At 57.6% G+C, this 18,511-nt stretch carries 15 protein-coding genes and 1 tRNA gene; 4 read left to right on the top strand and 12 right to left on the bottom strand.

Annotation, left to right across the window (positions count from 1 at the left end; translation table 11 throughout):
• Window positions 1–123 precede the first annotated feature (123 nt).
• Window positions 124–1,284 carry a glucans biosynthesis protein MdoC gene (mdoC, locus tag HMPREF3096_RS25265; protein ID WP_012968581.1) on the top strand — a complete coding sequence of 387 codons (1,161 nt, stop codon included), beginning with the start codon at window positions 124–126 and terminating at the stop codon, window positions 1,282–1,284.
• A gap of 34 nt (window positions 1,285–1,318) precedes the next feature.
• On the opposite strand, the gene HMPREF3096_RS25260 is transcribed toward mdoC, so the two are convergent.
• From HMPREF3096_RS25260 to ghrA, 6 genes are all read right to left on the bottom strand, one after another.
• On the bottom strand, window positions 1,319–1,912 hold the full coding sequence (locus HMPREF3096_RS25260; RefSeq protein WP_012968582.1) for a TetR/AcrR family transcriptional regulator: 594 nt from the start codon (window positions 1,910–1,912) through the stop codon (window positions 1,319–1,321).
• A gap of 66 nt (window positions 1,913–1,978) precedes the next feature.
• The gene (ymdB, locus tag HMPREF3096_RS25255; RefSeq protein WP_070544662.1) at window positions 1,979–2,506 is read right to left on the bottom strand and encodes an O-acetyl-ADP-ribose deacetylase; all 528 of its coding nucleotides are present in this window, start codon (window positions 2,504–2,506) and stop codon (window positions 1,979–1,981) included.
• Between the two features lie 152 nt (window positions 2,507–2,658).
• Complete coding sequence (locus HMPREF3096_RS25250; RefSeq protein WP_008805958.1) at window positions 2,659–3,141, bottom strand: DUF1097 domain-containing protein; 483 nt, start codon at window positions 3,139–3,141, stop codon at window positions 2,659–2,661.
• 103 nt (window positions 3,142–3,244) lie between these two features.
• A complete protein-coding gene (locus HMPREF3096_RS25245) occupies window positions 3,245–3,799 on the bottom strand; it encodes a TorD/DmsD family molecular chaperone (protein ID WP_070544661.1) in 555 nt (184 codons plus the stop codon).
• Window positions 3,800–3,821: 22 nt separating this feature from the next.
• Complete coding sequence (locus HMPREF3096_RS25240; protein WP_008805956.1) at window positions 3,822–4,559, bottom strand: phosphatase; 738 nt, start codon at window positions 4,557–4,559, stop codon at window positions 3,822–3,824.
• Between the two features lie 88 nt (window positions 4,560–4,647).
• Window positions 4,648–5,586 (bottom strand): glyoxylate/hydroxypyruvate reductase GhrA, encoded by a 939-nt coding sequence (ghrA, locus tag HMPREF3096_RS25235; RefSeq protein ID WP_008805955.1) that lies wholly within the window; start codon window positions 5,584–5,586, stop codon window positions 4,648–4,650.
• A gap of 268 nt (window positions 5,587–5,854) precedes the next feature.
• Here ghrA and HMPREF3096_RS25230 point away from each other — a divergent pair.
• A tRNA-Ser gene (locus HMPREF3096_RS25230) sits at window positions 5,855–5,942 on the top strand.
• A gap of 634 nt (window positions 5,943–6,576) precedes the next feature.
• Here HMPREF3096_RS25230 and phoH read toward each other — a convergent pair.
• The 4 genes from phoH to efeU form a co-directional block, all read right to left on the bottom strand.
• On the bottom strand, window positions 6,577–7,365 hold the full coding sequence (phoH, locus tag HMPREF3096_RS25225; RefSeq protein ID WP_002898923.1) for a phosphate starvation-inducible protein PhoH: 789 nt from the start codon (window positions 7,363–7,365) through the stop codon (window positions 6,577–6,579).
• 504 nt (window positions 7,366–7,869) lie between these two features.
• Window positions 7,870–9,153: an iron uptake transporter deferrochelatase/peroxidase subunit gene (gene efeB / locus HMPREF3096_RS25220; RefSeq protein WP_032729933.1), complete on the bottom strand. Its 1,284-nt coding sequence runs from the start codon at window positions 9,151–9,153 to the stop codon at window positions 7,870–7,872.
• Window positions 9,154–9,157: 4 nt separating this feature from the next.
• Window positions 9,158–10,285 (bottom strand): iron uptake system protein EfeO, encoded by a 1,128-nt coding sequence (gene efeO / locus HMPREF3096_RS25215; RefSeq protein ID WP_008805949.1) that lies wholly within the window; start codon window positions 10,283–10,285, stop codon window positions 9,158–9,160.
• A 51-nt stretch (window positions 10,286–10,336) separates the two neighbouring features.
• Window positions 10,337–11,167, bottom strand: coding sequence for an iron uptake transporter permease EfeU (efeU, locus tag HMPREF3096_RS25210; RefSeq protein ID WP_008805948.1), 831 nt, complete (start codon window positions 11,165–11,167; stop codon window positions 10,337–10,339).
• 270 nt (window positions 11,168–11,437) lie between these two features.
• Here efeU and HMPREF3096_RS25205 point away from each other — a divergent pair, with 270 nt between their 5' ends.
• Window positions 11,438–12,622 (top strand): NupC/NupG family nucleoside CNT transporter, encoded by a 1,185-nt coding sequence (locus tag HMPREF3096_RS25205; protein WP_012968585.1) that lies wholly within the window; start codon window positions 11,438–11,440, stop codon window positions 12,620–12,622.
• 31 nt (window positions 12,623–12,653) lie between these two features.
• Here HMPREF3096_RS25205 and HMPREF3096_RS25200 read toward each other — a convergent pair whose 3' ends face one another.
• The gene (locus HMPREF3096_RS25200; protein WP_032729931.1) at window positions 12,654–13,088 is read right to left on the bottom strand and encodes a DUF3574 domain-containing protein; all 435 of its coding nucleotides are present in this window, start codon (window positions 13,086–13,088) and stop codon (window positions 12,654–12,656) included.
• Between the two features lie 133 nt (window positions 13,089–13,221).
• Complete coding sequence (gene putP, locus HMPREF3096_RS25195; RefSeq protein WP_008805945.1) at window positions 13,222–14,730, bottom strand: sodium/proline symporter PutP; 1,509 nt, start codon at window positions 14,728–14,730, stop codon at window positions 13,222–13,224.
• A 421-nt stretch (window positions 14,731–15,151) separates the two neighbouring features.
• On the opposite strand from putP, the gene putA reads away from it, so the two are divergent.
• Window positions 15,152–18,511, top strand: a 3,360-nt coding sequence (putA, locus tag HMPREF3096_RS25190; RefSeq protein ID WP_228704811.1) for a trifunctional transcriptional regulator/proline dehydrogenase/L-glutamate gamma-semialdehyde dehydrogenase, incomplete at its 3' end; no start/stop codon positions are given.

Genomic DNA, 18,511 nt, shown 5'->3' with positions numbered 1-18,511 from the left:
CCCGTTTGCACTTTGAGTGCTTATCCTGGAGACAGATACCCCGAGTTCATGTAGGGTTGCTGATAATGTAAGCGTTATCACCTTGAGTGATAAGACGAATTATCTGAGATTGTCGTGAATCGTATGAATAATACTCCGGTACAGCGTGAATATTTCTTCGACAGCATCCGCGCCTGGTTGATGCTGCTGGGGATCCCTTTCCACATTTCGCTGATTTATTCCAGCCACAGCTGGCATGTCAACAGCGCCGAACCCTCGTGGTGGTTGACGCTGTTTAATGACTTCATCCATGCCTTTCGCATGCAGGTCTTTTTCGTCATCTCCGGCTATTTCTCCTACATGCTGTTCCTGCGCTACCCGCTGAAAAAATGGTGGAAAGTGCGCGTTGAACGGGTCGGTATTCCGATGCTGACCGCCATCCCACTGCTGACGCTGCCGCAATTTATTATGCTGCAATACGTCAACGGCAAGGCGGAAAACTGGCATACCCTTTCGATGTACGACAAATTTAATACCCTGGCCTGGGAGCTCATTTCCCACCTGTGGTTTTTACTGGTTCTGGTGGTGCTGACCTCGCTGGGGGTGGTGCTGTTTAAATGGCTGACGCGCCGTCCGGCTGGCCACGGCCTCGCCTTCAGTGACACTGTCACCATGGGCCAGCTGACGATGATTTTCCTCGCGCTGGGGGTCTTTTATGCGCTGATCCGCCGGTCCTTGTTCCTGCTCTATCCGCCCCTGCTGAGCAATGGTCTGTTTAACTTTGTGGTGATGCAGACGCTGTTCTATCTGCCCTTCTTTGTGCTGGGCGCGCAGACCTTTATTAATCCACGCTTAAAGACCATGTTCACCACTCCATCGCCGTGGTGCTGCGCCGCAGCGCTGCTCGGGTTTATCGCCTATCGACTGAATCAGCAGTATGGGTCCGGCGACGGCTGGATGTATGAAACCGAATCGGTGATTACTATGGTGTTGGGGCTGTGGATGGTCAATGTGGTCTTTTCGCTCGGCCATCGACTGCTGAACTTCCAGTCAGCGCGCGTGACCTATTTCGTCAATGCCTCGCTGTTTATTTACCTGGTGCACCACCCGCTGACGCTACTGTACGGGGCGTGGATCACCCCGGCCATCAAGTCCAATACCTTAGGCTTTATTGTCGGGCTGGTTTTTGTGGTGGGTATCGCGCTGATCCTGTATGAAATTCATCTGCGCATTCCGCTGCTGCGTTTCCTGTTCTCCGGTAAACCGATGAACAAACCGGCCAAAACCCCGGCTTCGGCCAGCTAATTTGCCGCGGGTGCGGCACGCCAGGCGTGTCGCATTACGCCTGCTCGTCAAAAAGCCGGTCGAAAATCATATTATACAGAGCTTCTAAATCTGCCTTATCGACCGGGGTCGAGGCGCTCAGCTCACAGCGATAGGCGGCCCCCTCGGTCAGAACGGCGATGAGCTCTGATGCGGCATTGCGTCGCGCATCGCTGAGCCCGGGATGGTAGCGCTGCGACAGACGTCCTCCTTCCTCTTTCAAACGCCGATCGGCCTGCACCAGGATCTCGCGCAAGCGTGGGTTACGCGAGGCTTCGGCGTTGATCTCCATCAGCAGATAATTGTCGCTTTTGGTGGCTGCCGACGTCGGGATCCTGCCGGCCAGCACCGCCGCTTTGCGCGCCAGATTGTGGTTCTCATCGATCATCTCCCCGACCCTGGCGTGGACGATTTCGCTGACAATCGCTTCGATGATCGCCTCTTTGCTGGCAAAAATACGATACAGCTGACCAACGCTCAGGCCCGCCTCGCGGGCAATATCGGCAACGGAAGCGCCATGCAGCCCCTTTTCAGCAAAACACCTTTGCGCAGCGGCAACGATCTCTGCGCGGCGCGCCTGCTGCTTCTGCTGTACTTTTCCTTCTGACACCCTGCTCCCTCCTGCTATCCATCTTTCCCGTCAATACCGGCGGTTATCATAGCCTATTCTGCTGGATCAGGGGTATGACGCCAGCAGGCGGCGATAGATAGCCGCCGTTTCCTCATCAAAACAGACGAACAGGACGCGCTCAAGGGGGTTATAGCGAGTGAGAAACGCGGTGACGGTGCGCACGGCGATCTCCGCCGCTTCCTCTTTTGGATAGCCATACACGCCGGTGCTGATCGCCGGAAACGCAATGGAGCGATAGTTGTTTGCCGCGGCCAGCTTCAGACTGTTTTTGTAAGCATCCGCCAGGGTTTGCGCTTCCATGCGGTCGCCGCCGTGCCAGACCGGGCCCACGGTGTGGATCACCGCGCTGGCGGGAAGATCGCCCGCAATAGTGATCACCGCGTGACCGGGAGGACATTCGCCCTGCTGCTGCAATACCTGTTTGCAAGCCGCCAGCAGCGCCGGGCCGGCCGCCCGGTGGATCGCGCCATCTACCCCGCCGCCGCCCAGCAGCGAGGGGTTTGCCGCATTAACAATCACATCGACTTCAAGCGTCGTAATATCGCCGAGAATTACCTCAGGTTGAACAGCCATTTCTCCTCCTGTCGGCATAGCGCGTGGATACGGCTTTCTGCCGATACTAGGGCATTCCCGCCCCCGGGAGCAAGATTATCCCTCAGCCCTGGCGACGGGAAGCTAAAAAAAACAGGACCCTAAGGGTCCTGTTGAGTCTGCTGTTTCGCCAGTCAGGCGTTGTCATTAGCGAACGATTTATGTTTGCCCGCGCGGGCCGCCAGCCACAGGCCACTATTCTTCATGGCATAGCCAAAAACCAGACCCAACGCCAGGGAGGGCACCACCAGGCGCCAGTCGCCGTCTGCCGCAAAAGTCGCGCAGGCGCCGATAAAGGTGCCCGGTACAAACGACAGCAATGTCTGTCGCGCCTGAATGCACATCAGGAAGGCGACGATACCGGTCATCATATAGCTGAGGATCTGCAGCTGCGGGGCCAGTGCGCTACCGTGGATAATCACTAATGCCCAGACCACGCCGCTCATTACCGTGCACGAGGAGATGGCCAGACCTTTCAGACCGCCCTGCGGGCAGGCGAAATAGGCCGTACAGCCGAGGAAACCGGCCCAGCTCAGCAGGCCGAGAGCGACCGCCACCCATCCCCAAATTCCGGAGAGAATGCCCGTCGTTAATGCGATTGCGAAGAGTATGTTCATGGCGCGTATCCTAGCAGATACGCGCCGGAAGAATGAGATCTAAAACACAGTATATGAATGAACCTAATTTCAGTTGCATTCAAATAGTGATTAAAATCACATATTATTGCTCATCTTCTTCCTGAAGCTCGTCCCACATCGCGGCGATGGCGTCGCGGGTCAATGGCGCCATGGTGCGCCAGAATGGCGTGTGCGCATGGGCTTCGACTTTGCCCAGCATCGTCCCGCACCATGGCAGGATATAGTCAGCAAACAGAAGCTCCAGCGTCTCGCTCTGGTCTTCTGTAGCATGATCCTCCAGCCAGGAGGCGGCCAACAGCAGCGATCCGAGATGATCCGCCGGACCTTCCCCTGTCGGGATACCGTGTTCGCTCATAAAAGCCCGTACTTCTGCTTCCGAGGAACCCTCCACCCACGCGCTACGGTACGGCGGCACGCTGCAGGCTTCACCGACGAACAGCGCATTATAGTCCGTCGCCAGGGACTGCATCTCACAGCTTTTCTGCAGACGCGCCAGCAGTTCATCCTGCTCAAGCGGCCAGCTGGCAGCCAGTTTGCCCTCACGGATCAGGGTAAACAGCGGCACCAGCAGCAGGTCCTGCGGTTGACGGTAATACAGCGAACCCAGCACGCGGCAGAGGATTGAAAACTCGTTCATTCAGTTATTCCAGTTATACAAATTAAAGGTCAGCAAATTCCGGGATCGCCGGCATGCCCCGCGACTCGAGGAAGTTGAGCAGGCGACGCGGAGAAACGTTGAGGATCCTCTCCTCCGGGAAATCGACCGCATCAAGGATCTTGCGGCATTCGGTAAATTCCCCGAGGGTAAAGGCAGTGTGAGAGTCCGAGCCCAGCGCCACCCATCCCCCGGCATCACGCACCGCCGCAGCGATAGCTCGACAGTTATCTTCACTGCCCACGCGCGATGAAATAAAAGAGGAGTTATTAATCTCCAGCGCCACCTGATAGCGGGCCGCCGCTTCGGCAATAGCCGGGATATCCACCGGGAATTTCGGATTACCCGGATGGCTAATCATATGCACCTTACCGCTGGCCATCGCGGCAATCATCGCCTGCGTATGGGTGTCTCGATCCTGCGGCGGGAACACCGGCTCATGGAATCCGGCAATGATCAGATCAAGCGAGGTTAACATCGGCCCGGAGCAGTCGATCTCACCTTCGATATTTTTAATATTCGACTCAATACCGCGCAGGATCCCCACCCCGTCTACCAGACGGGGCCAGATGCGCATATTAACGAAGTGCCAGTAGTGCGGGGCATCCGCCATATCCGGGCCATGGTCGGTGATGGCGAAGAGTTTGATCCCTTTACGCTTTGCTTCCGCAATATAATCGTGCAGGGTGCTGTAGGCGTGGGTGCTGGCGACGGTATGCATGTGCAGGTCAACGGGATACATCACATTCTCCTCTTCTGTTTGCCGCAAGAATAGCAGGAAACCGGGCTATTGATTAGCAAAAACCCCGCCGTGGCGGGGTTCTCTCGTCTTAATAACCGCGCTGGCGGTCAACCTGACCGCTTACCGGTTCCCCTCGCTCAAGCCGGCTAATGGTCTCCGCAATGTAGGTGATAGCTTCCATTGGACGGGTCACTGCCGCCACATGGGGGGTCATGGCCACCCGCGGATGTGCCCATAGCGGGCTCTCCTGCGGCAGCGGTTCGCGACTGAAGACATCGAGCATCGCCCCTTTGAGCTTACCGCTGTTCAGCGCCGCCAGCAGATCCTCTTCAACGACATGCACGCCGCGAGCAAGGTTGAGGACATAGCTCTCATCCGGCAACTGCGCCAGCAGCGTTTGGTTAATAATACCGGCAGTTTCGGCGGTATTCGGCAGCAGGTTGATCAGCACGCGAGTGCCCTGCAGGAATTCGCCCAGTTCGGCCTGACCGGCGAAGCTCTGTACCTGTGGCCAGGATTTGCGGCTACGGCTCCAGACGCGAAGCGGGAACCCCCAGGGTTGCAGACTTTCCGCAACCTTCGCCCCCAACACGCCGGCGCCCATAATCCCGACAGTGAATTCGTCGGCGCGATACTCGGGCAGCGGCTGCCAGCGGGAAGCCAGCTTCAGCGCCTGATAGTCATCAAAGCGGCGGAACCAGTGCAGCACCTGGCTCACGGCATACTCCTGCATCTGCCGTCCCATACCGGTATCTTCGAGGCGAAACAGCGGGATCGACAGCGGCAGCATATCCGGATGGTCACGCAGCTTGCTGAGAATAGAATCTACCCCCGCCCCGAGGGCAAACACGGCCTTCAGCGCCCGGCCCTGCAGCATCTCTACCGGTGGATGCCAGACCAGGGCATAGTCCGCCGGCTGGTTGTCACCCGCTTTCCACTCGCGCACCCGCGCCCCGGGTAACTGTTTTTCCAGCTCACGGATCCAGAATGGGGTATCAAAGGTCTGATGGTAAAAAATAATCTCCATAGGGGCTCCTGATAGCAGACGCCTTTGGCCGATTGACGCTGGCGTCTTATTTTACTCATTGTTTTCTATTGGTTTGCCAGCATAACAAATTTCCCCCGAGCGAAAAGGGAAAAGGCACTGGCGACAAAAAAAACGGATTTCGCACGTTTAAGGAGCAAGTTGCTCGAAGTTTGTCTAAACGCGCTTTTTTTGCAAAAAGTTGATTGACGGGCGATACGTATTTCCCTACATTAGCGCCCGTTCCCGACAACAACGGGAAAGACAATATGGTGAGGTGTCCGAGTGGCTGAAGGAGCACGCCTGGAAAGTGTGTATACGGCAACGTATCGGGGGTTCGAATCCCCCCCTCACCGCCATATTCAAGATGAGAGCCTGTACGCAAGTACGGGCTCTTTTCTTTTATATTCTCCGCTGGGGGGATGAGAACCCCCGACCGGGGTTCGACAACTGGCGCAGCCAGTTGGACAGACCGCGAGCCTGCGAGCGGGCTGCCCCGCAGGGGCGAGCGAAGCGAGTCAATCCCCCCCTCACCGCCATATTTTAAGAAGAGCTCGTACGCAAGTACGGGCTTTTTTTTCGCATGTAGCACCTGCTGGGGGGATGAGAACCCCCGACCGGGGTTCGACAACTGGCGCAGCCAGTTGGACAGACCGCGAGCCTGCGAGCGGGCTGCCCCGACAAAAACGCCGGGAGCGTTTTTGAACAACGCCTGCGTTGGCCCCGCAGGGGCGAGGCCCATGGATGGGCCGAGTAACGGCGAGCGAAGCGAGTCAATCCCCCCTCACCGCCATATTTTAAGAAGAGCTCGTACGCATGTACGGACTTTTTTTTCGCTTGTGGCACCGCAGACATCCCCGGGGTCGGCAGCAATGCCTCCCCCGGCTACCAGACCGTACCCGCCAGGTAGCCCGGCTAAGCGCAGCGCCGCCGGGAGGATGCCCAAAAACAACAAAGCCCGGGCTAGCCCGGGCCTTGCTCACAGTATGACGATTAATAATAGGCTTTCAGCGTCCGCTGGCAGAGAGCCGAGCGCACGCAGTCATCGGTGGTGAAACGCACGATGCCGATCATCTCGTCTTCCTCAAAACGCGCCAGCGCATCACTCAGGCCAGACCTCACACCAGAGGGCAAATCGCACTGGGTGATATCGCCATTGACGATGACCGTCACGTTCTCCCCGAGGCGGGTTAAAAACATCTTCATTTGCGCAGCGGTCACGTTCTGGGCCTCGTCCAGAATCACCACCGCATTTTCAAAGGTACGTCCGCGCATATAGGCGAACGGCGCGATTTCCACCTTGCCGATTTCCGGACGCAGGCAGTACTGCATAAAGGAAGCCCCCAACCTTTTCACCAGCACGTCGTAAACCGGTCGGAAATAGGGCGCGAACTTCTCGGCGATATCTCCCGGTAAGAAGCCAAGATCTTCATCGGCCTGCAGAACGGGACGGGTAACAATAATTCTGTCCACATCCTTATGGATCAGTGCTTCAGCTGCCTTCGCCGCACTGATCCAGGTCTTGCCGCATCCGGCTTCGCCGGTGGCGAAAATCAGCTGTTTATTGTCGATGGCATTCAGATAATGCGCCTGAGCTTCATTGCGCGCCTCAATTGGGGAAGTATCACGGCTGTCCCGCGCCATGCCAATTGCTTCTACGCCACTCATTTGCACAAGCGATGTGACCGATTCTTCTTCACGCTGTTTATGGCTACGTGAATCCCGTCTCAGCACACGTTTTGCTTCACGACGAGCTTTGATCACTGCTTTTTGTCTTCCCATGGATAGCACCTTGCGTTGTAGGTTTACATCACACGCGTCAACATCGACGCGACTATGCGCACGAACGATTGAGGTTTGGCTTCCTTGTAAGCCATTGCTTGCCGGTAGAACTGACAACGAGTCGCGGCTACGCGCACCGCGTACCCTGCCAAGGTGGTAATAATTCGAAGCGGAGGGAGAAAGAGTAAGAAAATCGCTGCCGGAAGCGGGGCTTCCGTGCTGAAGAGTACGGTCTGTGGTTTTACGTTGTCCGGTACGGGACCTTACCATTCGCGATCTCCATAGTGAAACGTCACACTGCCGGGAACTACCGCGTATGTAATAAGTACATCAAAAAAGATTCTTAATGCAACTTATTTTTCACAATGACGCAACAAATAGTTCTTAAGCAAGTGTAGGAGACTATCGGTCATTTGTATTACAGAAATATAACACATGGCAGGAAATATAATAAAAAAGAGAAAAACAGCAGAAAACGCCCTGCCCTCACGGACAGGGTCGGTATCAGGCCTGCAGCAGCGACTCTCCCAGATAGTGTTTTTCATCAACTACGCCGGGTAAAACAAAGAAGTAGCCCCCGCCGATGGGTTTGACGTACTCCTCCAGCGCCTCGCCGTTAAGCCGTTTCTGCACCGTCAGAAAACCCTTTTCCAGATCGTGCTGATAGCAAACGAATAACAGCCCCATATCCAGTTGTCCGGCGTTAGTGACGCCCAGCGAATAGCTGTAGCCGCGGCGCATCATCAGGCTGGACTGGGTTTCCGGCGTGCGAGGATTGGCCAGACGAATATGGCTATCCAGCGCGATCGTTTCGCCGCCAGGATCTTTGCTGTAATCCGGGGTATCGTGTTCGTTTTTCATCCCCAGCGGCGCACCGCTGTGCTTGTCGCGGCCAAAGATCGTCTGCTGCTCTTTCAGCGGCGTCCGATCCCAGAACTCCACGTGAAACTGGATGATGCGCGCCGCCTGATAGCTGCCGCCCACGGTCCAGGCCGGCTCGTCCTGATCGGCTGTCACCCACACGACTTTATCCATCAGCGCGCTGTCGTGGCTCGGCGGGTTAGCGGTGCCGTCCTTGAATCCCAGCAGGTTGATCGGGGTCTCTTTGCCTTTACTGCGCGCCGCGCTGTCGGAGATAAACCCTTCCCGCTTCCAGCGCACACTCAGCAGATCCGGCGTATGTTTGATGACATCGCGCAGGGCGTGGATCACCGTATCCTGAGTATTGGCGCAGATCTGCAGCAGCAGGTCGCCATGGCACAGGGCGGCATCCAGTGAATCGTTGGGGAAGCGGGTCATCGGCTGCAGTTTTTTCGGCGCTTTATCCGCCAGGCCAAAACGCTCATCAAACAGTGAATGGCCAACCGAGACGGTCATGGTCAGGTTATCCGGTGCAATCCACGCCCCTAAGATGCCGGAATCCATCGGCGGCAGCCGGGGATTCGGCGTATCCGGCGCCGGGCCGCCCTGGGTTAAAAAGGCGATACGCTGGGTCAGCAGCCGAAACAGACGCTCGAGGTCAGCTTTATCTGACGCCAGCACATCGAACGCCACCAGCATCATCGAGGCCTGCTGCGGCGTCAGGATGCCCGCCTGATGCGGGCCGTAGAAGGGCTGTTTTTCCTGACGGGCGTCGGGTGTGAGCGTCCCCGGGGAACTTTCTGCTTTTGCCGCATGCGCCACCGGGCAGCCGCCGGTGATGGCCAGCGCGCCGCCAAGCGCGCCGATCCCTTTCAGTAAGCGACGACGTGACGGCTCGTTCACGTCGTGTGGTTTCTGTTGTGCCATCGACTTAGTCCAGACCCAGGATCCCGCGCAGCTGAGCCAGATCTTCCGCCAGGGTGGTGATCGGCCCTTTCAGCGCATTACGGTCAGCGGTGGTCAGCTTATCGTAGGTCTCGAAACCGTCTTTGGTGCGATATTTGCTGAGGATGCTGTCCACTTTCTTAAAGTTGGCGTCCACTTTCGCCAGCAGCGCGCTGTTCTCTTTTTGCAACTGCGGACGCAGCAGGTCGACGATTTTCTGTGCGCCGTCAATGTTGGCCTGGAAGTCCCACAGGTCGGTGTGGCTGTAACGATCTTCTTCGCCGCTGATCTTGCTGGCTGCGACTTCCTCAATTAATCCTGCCGCCCCGCCCACCACTTTTGACGGTGGGAACGCCAGCTCGCTGATGCGTTTTTGCAGCTCCAGCACATCGCTGTTCAGCTGATCGGCATATTTTTCCATCCCCTTGACGCTGTTATCGCCAAACAGCGCCTTTTCCAGACGGTGGAAACCGGTGAATTTCGGATCTTCCGCTTTTTTCTCGAAGTCGTCTTCGCGGGCGTCGATGCTGCCGTCAAGGTCAGAGAACAGCTCGGCAATCGGCTCAATGCGCTCGTAATGCTGGCGCGTCGGGGCGTACAGCGCTTTCGCTTTTTCGATGTCGCCCGCTTTCACCGCGTCGGTAAAGGCTTTGGTACCGCTGACCAGCTGCGCGGTTTCCGCCGTCACATAGGCTTTGTAAGCGGTGATCGCGTCGCCGAGGCTCAGCACCGCATCCGCTTTCGCCGCGTCTTTGGTTGCTTCGCCGGTGACAATCAGTTTCCCTTTCGGGTTGGTGAGCAGGCCGCAGGTCATATCATATTCGCCTGGCTGCAGGTTAGCGGTGAGCTTTTGGGTAAAGCCCGGCGCGATGTTCTCACGCTCTTCCACCACCATGACCCCTTTCAGAATTTCCCACTCCAGAGCTTTCTGGCTATGGTTCTGAATAATAAACTGGGTTTTACCCGCTTTAACGGTCACCTGCATCGGCTCGCACTGCTTGTCGTTGACGGTGACTTTGACCTGCGGGATATCCGCAGCCTGAGCACCCAATGCAGAGCTGAGCAGCGCGGCCACGGTCGCCCGCAGCGCATTACGGCGAAAATGAATCATCATGATCATCCCTTTCGGTAAGTAGAGTGTCGCTTATAAGCTCGCAGCGCCCGGTCAGGCAGCCCGCGAGGCAGTGGTATTATTCCGCGGCGGCAGGGCAAACAGCACCAGCGCCGGGATCAGATAAAGCAGATAGACCGCCACTTCGCTAACGCTCGGGGTCTCCTGGTAGCCGAAGATCCCTTCAAGCAGTGTGCCGAACAGCGTATGCGTCGACAGCACGTTGCTCAGATCGAAGGCCGTATCCTGGAACAGGTTCCACAGGCCAGCCTCGTGGAAGGCGCGGATCGCCCCCGCGGCCAGGCCAGCGGCCACCAGCAAAATAAACAGGCTGGTCCATTTGAAGAACACGCCGAGGTTAAGGCGGATACCGCCCCAGTAGAGCAGGAAGCCCAGCACGATTGCCGTGGCCAGGCCCAGCAGCGCCCCCAGCGGCGGCCAGATGCCGACATCCTGCTGGAATGCCGCCAGCAGAAAGAAGACCGACTCCAGCCCCTCACGGGCAACGGCGAAAAAGACCATCATCACCAGCGCCCAGCCATGGTGATTACCGCGCTGCAGCGCCTTGTCCACGGCCTGCTCCAGTTGCTGTTTAACGTTGCGCGAGACATTGCGCATCCAGAAGACCATCCAGGTCAGGATCACCACCGCGATGACCGCGACGATCCCCTCGAACAACTCCTGTTCGCGCTGAGGAAATTCCCCGGTGGTTTCGTTGATAAAAATGCCTAAGCCAAGACACAGCGCCGCCGCGAGGATCACGCCAATCCACATCACGCCAATCCAGTTGCCGCGCTGGGTGCGTTTCAGATAGCTGGCGATCAGGCTGACAATCAGCGCCGCCTCAAGGCCTTCGCGTAACATAATGAGAAATGGGACAAACATGCCAATACCCTTAAATGTAAAGCACCGTCAACGAATGCAAAAACAGGTAATATTTATGATAGTGATTATCATTACAATACTCAGAAACACAAGCGAAATGTTTAGAGAATGATGACTATCTGTAAATAAATCGCTGGCAAATAATGACTTACGAAAATATTCGCCTGTTATGAGGGTAAAGAATAAGCAAAGGATTTTTTACGCCAGATATTTACCCGTGGCGGCGGCTATGGCTAAATGGCGGCCTTATTGACCTGCGAAAAGAACAACATGACTGCATTTTTTCATTTCCTGCTGGCGCTGGTGGTGATCCTCGCCCTGGCCTGGCTTGTCAGCTACGACAGACAAAATATTCGTATTCGTTACATTCTCCAGTTGATTATTATCGAAATAGCGCTCGCCTTCTTTTTCCTGCACGCAGAAAGCGGCCTGTGGCTGGTGAAAAATATCTCCGGCTTTTTTGCTTCACTGTTAGGCTTTGCCGCCGAAGGGACCAATTTCGTCTTTGGCGGCATGAGCGAAAAAGGGTTAGCCTTTATTTTCCTGGGCGTCCTGTGTCCGATTGTGTTTATTTCCGCGCTGATTGGTATTCTTCAGCACTGGCGGATCCTGCCGATTTTCATTCGTGTCATCGGTACCCTGCTGTCGAAGGTAAACGGCATGGGTAAGCTGGAATCTTTCAACGCCGTCAGTTCGCTGATCCTCGGCCAGTCGGAAAACTTCATCGCCTACAAAGGCGTGCTGGGCGACCTCTCCTCACGGCGTCTGTTCACCATGGCGGCGACGGCCATGTCGACCGTGTCACTGTCGATTGTCGGCGCCTATATGACCATGCTGGATGCCAAATATGTCGTCGCGGCGCTGATCCTGAATATGTTCAGCACCTTTATCGTGCTGTCGGTGATTAACCCGACGCGGCCGGACAGCGAGCAGGAAATAAAACTCGAGAAGCTGCACGAATCGCAGAGTTTCTTTGAAATGCTCGGGGAATATATTCTGGCCGGCTTTAAAGTGGCGATGATTATTCTGGCGATGCTGATCGGCTTTATCGCCCTGATCAGCGCCATTAACGCGCTGTTCGCTACCCTGTTTGGTCTCAGCTTCCAGCAGATCCTCGGCTACGTCTTCTATCCGCTGGCCTGGCTTATCGGTATCCCGCTGAGCGATGCGCTGAACGCCGGCAGCATCATGGCCACCAAACTGGTCGCTAACGAATTTGTGGCGATGATTGAGCTGCAAAAGATTGCCGCCAGCATGACGCCGCGCGGGCTCGGCATTCTCTCGGTCTTCCTGGTGTCGTTTGCCAACTTTGCCTCGATCGGCATTATCGCCGGGGCGATCAAAGGCCTGAATGAACCGCAGGGCAATATCGTCTCCCGCTTCGGCCTGCGGCTGGTGTATAGCGCCACGCTGGTGAGCCTGCTTTCCGCCAGCTTCGCCGGGCTGGTGCTGTAAGACAAACGGCGGGGCTGCCCCCGCCGTTTACTCAGAACTGCACGCAGACCGGCTGGTCGACACGCATCACCGACTCCTGCGCGAAGCGTGATTTATAGCCCTGGCGCAGGGCTTCAATACCGGCCTCGCTCTGCGCATCGTTGCCATGGATCACCATCAGCGCCTTACTCTGCTCCCGCACCACCTGACCATTCTGGCCAAGCCACTGGCCGCGGGCATCAAACACCGTCAGCCCATCGCGAAAGCGCGGCGTGACGTCGCGGTCGACAAACTGTTGCCACTCTTCAGCAGTGATGTCTTTCCCCGCCGGGCGGCTCAGGCCGAAATAAAGCGTGGTTTGCACCATGGACCGATCCGCCGGGCAGGCGCCGGGCTTCGGCGCGCGGGTCGACGAACTTCCACCCGCCACGCAGCCGCTGAGTAACCCTGCCAGCACCAGCGCTATTGCACCCTGTCTGAACGTCATCTTTGCTATCCTCATTGTTATTAGTCAGGAAATATCAGCGGATTTTCAAATAATTAGCAAGGGTTATAATATTCCGGCCCGGCACCAGGCAAAAAAAACCCGCCAGCGGCGGGCTCGTGAGCGTCAGATGACCTTACTCAGCCGTGGCGCGTACCGGCGGCGGCGTATGATAATGGGCATCCGCTTCGGCGAAGCGCTGCTGCATGCTGGCCGACGGCGCTTTATCCAGCAGGCTAAAGACCACAATCCCCAGGCTACCGAAGATAAAGCCCGGAATAATTTCATACAGGCCCAGCCAGCCAAACTGCTTCCAGACGATCACGGTCAGGGCGCCAATCACCATCCCGGCCAGCGCGCCGTTACGGGTCATGCGCGACCACATCACCGAGAACAGCACCACCGGACCAAAGGCGGCGCCGAAGCCAGCCCAGGCGTAGCTCACCAGTCCCAGCACGCGGTTTTCCGGATTGGCCGCCAGGGCAATCGCCACCAGGGCAACCACCAGCACCATCATACGGCCCACCCACACCAGCTCTTTCTGGCCGGCGTTTTTACGCAGGAAGGCTTTATACAAATCTTCGGTGATTGCGCTGGAGCAGACCAGCAACTGACAGCTCAGGGTGGACATCACCGCCGCCAGAATCGCCGACAACAGGATCCCGGCAATCCACGGGTTAAACAGGATTTGCGCCAGTTCGATAAACACGCGCTCGGCATTCTGATTAACCGCGCCCGCCAGGCTCGGGTTGTTATTGAAGTAGGCAATCCCAAAGAAGCCGACCGCCACCGCGCCCGCCAGGCACAGGATCATCCAGGTCATACTGATGCGACGCGCGTGGACGATGCTGTGGTGCGAATCCGCCGCCATAAAGCGTGCCAGAATATGCGGCTGACCGAAATAGCCCAGCCCCCAGCCCATCAGCGAAATAATTGCCACGAAGTTCAGCCCCTTGAGCATGTCGATATTTTCGATGCTCTTTTGCTTAATGACTTCCAGCGAATCCCCAAAGCCGCCGACGGAAATAATCACGATCACTGGGGTGAGGATCAGGGCAAAAATCATCAGGCTGGCCTGCACGGTGTCGGTCCAGCTGACGGCGAGGAAACCGCCGACGAAGGTATAGATAATCGTCGCCGCCGCCCCGGCCCACAGTGCGGTTTCATAACTCATGCCGAAGGTGCTTTCAAACAGACGCGCCCCCGCCACAATTCCCGATGCACAATAGATGGTAAAGAACAGCAGAATAACCAGCGCTGAAATAATTCTCAGCACCCGGCTTTTATCTTCAAAACGGCCGGTAAAATAATCGGGCAGCGTCAGGGCGTTATTATTCACCTCGGTATGCACGCGCAGGCGCCCGGCTACCAGCTTCCAGTTAATCCACGCCCCCAGCGTTAAGCCAATGGCAATCCAGCTTTCGGAAATCCCGGAGAGAAAAATGGCGCCCGGCAGGCCCATCAGCAGCCAGCCGCTCATATCCGAGGCGCCGGCGGAAAGCGCGGTCACAAATGGCCCCAGACTCCGCCCCCCGAGAATATAATCATCAAAGTTTTTGGTCGAACGCCAGGCTATAAACCCTATTAAAACCATACCAAAAATATAAACAATAAATGTCACCAGCATCGGTGTGCTAATAGCCATGCAAAGTCTCCAGAATTTTTATCGACAGCATCCCGCTTCGTCGTTTTTTTCCACTACCGGAACGGGGTAATGGTGCGTTGTTTAATTGGGCGACCGTATCCTGACGGAAGCTTCGGTTTTTCACAAATGATTTAACACAGCATTTACACGAAAACCCGACAGCGCAAAACGTCATTTTTTTAGAGGTTGCACTCTCTCACGTTTTTAAAGGTTGCACCAAACAAAAGTGTTAACTCACGCATACAAATACCCTATGAGCACGGGGTTAAAATTCTGCTATTTTAGGCATTATTTTTAACAAATCCGCCATTTCACGGCTTGCGTCACAAGCCACAATTAACAGGGTTGCACAAAGTTGCAACATAGTGGATATTTCCATGCAACCGCATAAGCCTAACGATAAATGACAGGAGTTTTGAGCATGGGCACCACCACCATGGGTGTTAAGCTTGACGACGCAACTCGCGAGCGCATTAAGTCCGCCGCGAGCCGTATTGACCGCACGCCGCACTGGCTGATTAAACAGGCCATCTTCAATTATCTGGAAAAGCTGGAAAACGATGAGACGCTGCCTGAGCTGCCGGCGCTTCTGAACGGCGCCGCCAATGAAAGCGATGAAGCGGGTTCACCGGCGGAAGAGCCGTATCAACCGTTCCTCGAATTTGCCGAGCAGATCCTGCCGCAGTCGGTGAGCCGCGCAGCGATCACCGCCGCCTGGCGTCGCCCGGAAACCGACGCGGTGCCGATGCTGCTGGAACAGGCCCGACTGCCGCAGTCGCTGGGCGAACAGGCGCACAAGCTGGCGTATCAGCTGGCGGAAAAACTGCGCAACCAGAAGACCGCCAGCGGCCGCGCCGGCATGGTGCAGAGTCTGCTGCAGGAGTTCTCCCTCTCCTCACAGGAAGGGGTGGCGCTGATGTGCCTGGCGGAAGCCCTGCTGCGTATTCCGGATAAAGCCACCCGCGATGCGCTGATCCGCGACAAAATCAGCAACGGCAACTGGCAGTCGCACATCGGCCGCAGCCCGTCGTTGTTCGTCAACGCCGCCACCTGGGGGCTGCTGTTTACCGGGAAACTGGTGTCGACCCATAACGAGACCAGCCTCTCCCGCTCCCTGAACCGCATCATCGGTAAGAGCGGCGAACCGCTGATCCGCAAGGGCGTGGATATGGCGATGCGCCTGATGGGCGAGCAGTTCGTCACCGGCGAAACCATCGCCGAAGCGCTGGCTAACGCCCGCAAGCTGGAAGAAAAAGGGTTCCGCTACTCCTACGATATGCTCGGCGAAGCGGCGCTGACCGCCGCCGACGCTCAGGCCTATATGGTCTCTTATCAGCAGGCGATCCACGCCATCGGCAAAGCCTCCAACGGCCGCGGCATTTATGAAGGGCCGGGCATCTCCATTAAGCTCTCCGCGCTGCACCCGCGCTACAGCCGCGCGCAGTATGACCGGGTGATGGAAGAGCTTTACCCGCGTCTGAAATCGCTGACCCTGCTGGCGCGCCAGTACGATATCGGCATCAACATCGACGCCGAAGAGGCCGATCGCCTGGAGATCTCCCTCGATCTGCTGGAAAAACTCTGTTTCGAGCCAGAGCTGGCCGGCTGGAACGGCATCGGCTTTGTTATTCAGGCCTACCAGAAGCGCTGTCCGTTTGTTATTGATTACCTGATTGACCTCGCCACCCGCAGCCGCCGTCGCCTGATGATCCGTCTGGTGAAAGGCGCCTACTGGGATAGCGAAATCAAACGCGCGCAGATGGAAGGCCTCGAAGGCTATCCGGTCTATACCCGCAAGGTTTACACCGACGTCTCCTACCTCGCCTGCGCGAAGAAGCTACTGGCGGTGCCGAACCTGATTTACCCGCAGTTCGCTACCCACAACGCCCATACCCTGGCGGCTATCTACCAGCTGGCGGGCCAGAACTACTACCCGGGCCAGTATGAGTTCCAGTGCCTGCACGGCATGGGCGAACCGCTGTACGAGCAGGTGGTGGGCAAAGTCGCCGACGGCAAACTGAACCGGCCGTGCCGGATCTACGCCCCGGTGGGCACCCACGAAACGCTGCTGGCGTATCTGGTGCGCCGTCTGCTGGAAAACGGCGCCAATACCTCTTTCGTCAACCGTATCGCGGACAATACCCTGCCGCTGGACGAGCTGGTGGCCGACCCGGTCAGCGCAGTAGAAAAACTGGCGCAGCAGGAAGGCCAGGCCGGCCTGCCGCATCCGAAAATCCCGCTGCCGCGTGATCTCTACGGCAGCGGCCGCAGCAACTCCGCCGGCCTCGATCTGGCGAACGAGCACCGTCTGGCCTCCCTCTCCTCTTCCCTGCTCAACAGCGCCCTGCATAAATGGCAGGCATTGCCGATGCTGGAGCAGCCAGTGGCCGAAGGCGAAATGCAGCCGGTGGTTAACCCGGCAGAGCCGAAAGATATCGTCGGCTACGTCCGCGAAGCCAGCGACGCCGAAGTGCAGCAGGCGCTGACCAGCGCTATCAACAATGCGCCGATCTGGTTCGCCACCCCGCCGCAGGAGCGCGCCGCCATTCTTGAGCGCGCCGCGGTGCTGATGGAAAGCCAGATGCCGACCCTGATGGGGATCCTGGTGCGCGAGGCGGGTAAAACCTTCAGCAACGCCATCGCCGAAGTACGCGAAGCCGTCGACTTCCTGCACTATTATGCCGGCCAGGTGCGCGACGATTTCGATAATGAAACCCACCGCCCGCTGGGCCCGGTGGTCTGTATCAGCCCGTGGAACTTCCCGCTGGCGATCTTCACCGGCCAGATTGCCGCCGCGCTGGCGGCCGGCAACAGCGTGCTGGCGAAACCAGCCGAGCAGACGCCGCTTATCGCCGCCCAGGGCGTGGCGATTCTGCTGGAGGCCGGCGTGCCACCGGGCGTTATTCAACTGCTGCCGGGCCGCGGGGAGACCGTGGGCGCCGCGCTAACCTCCGATGAGCGCGTACGCGGCGTGATGTTCACCGGCTCCACCGAAGTGGCGACGCTGCTGCAGCGTAATATTGCCAGCCGCCTCGATCCCCAGGGTCGCCCGACGCCGCTGATCGCCGAAACCGGCGGGATGAACGCGATGATCGTCGACTCGTCGGCGCTGACCGAGCAGGTGGTGATCGACGTCCTGGCTTCCGCGTTCGACAGCGCCGGCCAGCGCTGCTCCGCCCTGCGCGTCCTCTGCCTGCAGGAAGAGGTCGCCGACCATACGTTGACCATGCTGCGCGGCGCCATGAGCGAGTGCCGGATGGGCAATCCGGGCCGGCTGACCACCGATATCGGCCCGGTTATCGATGCGGAAGCGAAAGAGAATATTGAACGCCATATTCAGGCGATGCGCGCCAAAGGACGCACCGTCTACCAGGCGGTGCGCGAGAATAGCGAAGACGCAAGCGAATGGCGCCACGGGACCTTTGTGCCGCCGACGCTTATCGAACTCGATAGCTTCGACGAGCTGAAAAAAGAGGTCTTCGGCCCGGTGCTGCACGTGGTGCGCTATAACCGTAACGAGCTGGACAAACTGGTGGAGCAGATTAACGCCTCTGGCTACGGCCTGACGCTCGGCGTGCATACCCGCATCGACGAGACCATCGCCCAGGTCACCGGCAGCGCGAAGGTGGGCAACCTGTACGTCAACCGCAATATGGTTGGCGCGGTGGTCGGCGTGCAGCCGTTCGGCGGCGAAGGGTTGTCCGGTACCGGTCCGAAAGCCGGCGGCCCGCTGTACCTGTATCGTCTGCTCTCCAGTCGCCCGCAGGACGCGGTTGGCGTG

The organism is Klebsiella sp. HMSC25G12, from assembly GCF_001807705.1.
Lineage (GTDB): Bacteria > Pseudomonadota > Gammaproteobacteria > Enterobacterales > Enterobacteriaceae > Klebsiella > Klebsiella variicola.
The sequence above is the reverse complement of the archived record's forward strand: the minus strand, read 5'-3'. Positions and strand labels throughout refer to the sequence as shown.

What these genes read in the sequence shown, in the direction of transcription:
- mdoC (WP_012968581.1), top strand. Translation starts at nt 124, where the DNA reads ATGAATAATACTCCGGTACAGCGTGAATATTTCTTCGACAGCATCCGC.
- ymdB (WP_070544662.1), bottom strand. Translation starts at nt 2,506, where the DNA reads ATGGCTGTTCAACCTGAGGTAATTCTCGGCGATATTACGACGCTTGAA.
- HMPREF3096_RS25250 (WP_008805958.1), bottom strand. Translation starts at nt 3,141, where the DNA reads ATGAACATACTCTTCGCAATCGCATTAACGACGGGCATTCTCTCCGGA.
- HMPREF3096_RS25245 (WP_070544661.1), bottom strand. Translation starts at nt 3,799, where the DNA reads ATGAACGAGTTTTCAATCCTCTGCCGCGTGCTGGGTTCGCTGTATTAC.
- HMPREF3096_RS25240 (WP_008805956.1), bottom strand. Translation starts at nt 4,559, where the DNA reads ATGTATCCCGTTGACCTGCACATGCATACCGTCGCCAGCACCCACGCC.
- ghrA (WP_008805955.1), bottom strand. Translation starts at nt 5,586, where the DNA reads ATGGAGATTATTTTTTACCATCAGACCTTTGATACCCCATTCTGGATC.
- phoH (WP_002898923.1), bottom strand. Translation starts at nt 7,365, where the DNA reads ATGGGAAGACAAAAAGCAGTGATCAAAGCTCGTCGTGAAGCAAAACGT.
- efeB (WP_032729933.1), bottom strand. Translation starts at nt 9,153, where the DNA reads ATGGCACAACAGAAACCACACGACGTGAACGAGCCGTCACGTCGTCGC.
- efeO (WP_008805949.1), bottom strand. Translation starts at nt 10,285, where the DNA reads ATGATGATTCATTTTCGCCGTAATGCGCTGCGGGCGACCGTGGCCGCG.
- efeU (WP_008805948.1), bottom strand. Translation starts at nt 11,167, where the DNA reads ATGTTTGTCCCATTTCTCATTATGTTACGCGAAGGCCTTGAGGCGGCG.
- HMPREF3096_RS25205 (WP_012968585.1), top strand. Translation starts at nt 11,438, where the DNA reads ATGACTGCATTTTTTCATTTCCTGCTGGCGCTGGTGGTGATCCTCGCC.
- HMPREF3096_RS25200 (WP_032729931.1), bottom strand. Translation starts at nt 13,088, where the DNA reads ATGACGTTCAGACAGGGTGCAATAGCGCTGGTGCTGGCAGGGTTACTC.
- putP (WP_008805945.1), bottom strand. Translation starts at nt 14,730, where the DNA reads ATGGCTATTAGCACACCGATGCTGGTGACATTTATTGTTTATATTTTT.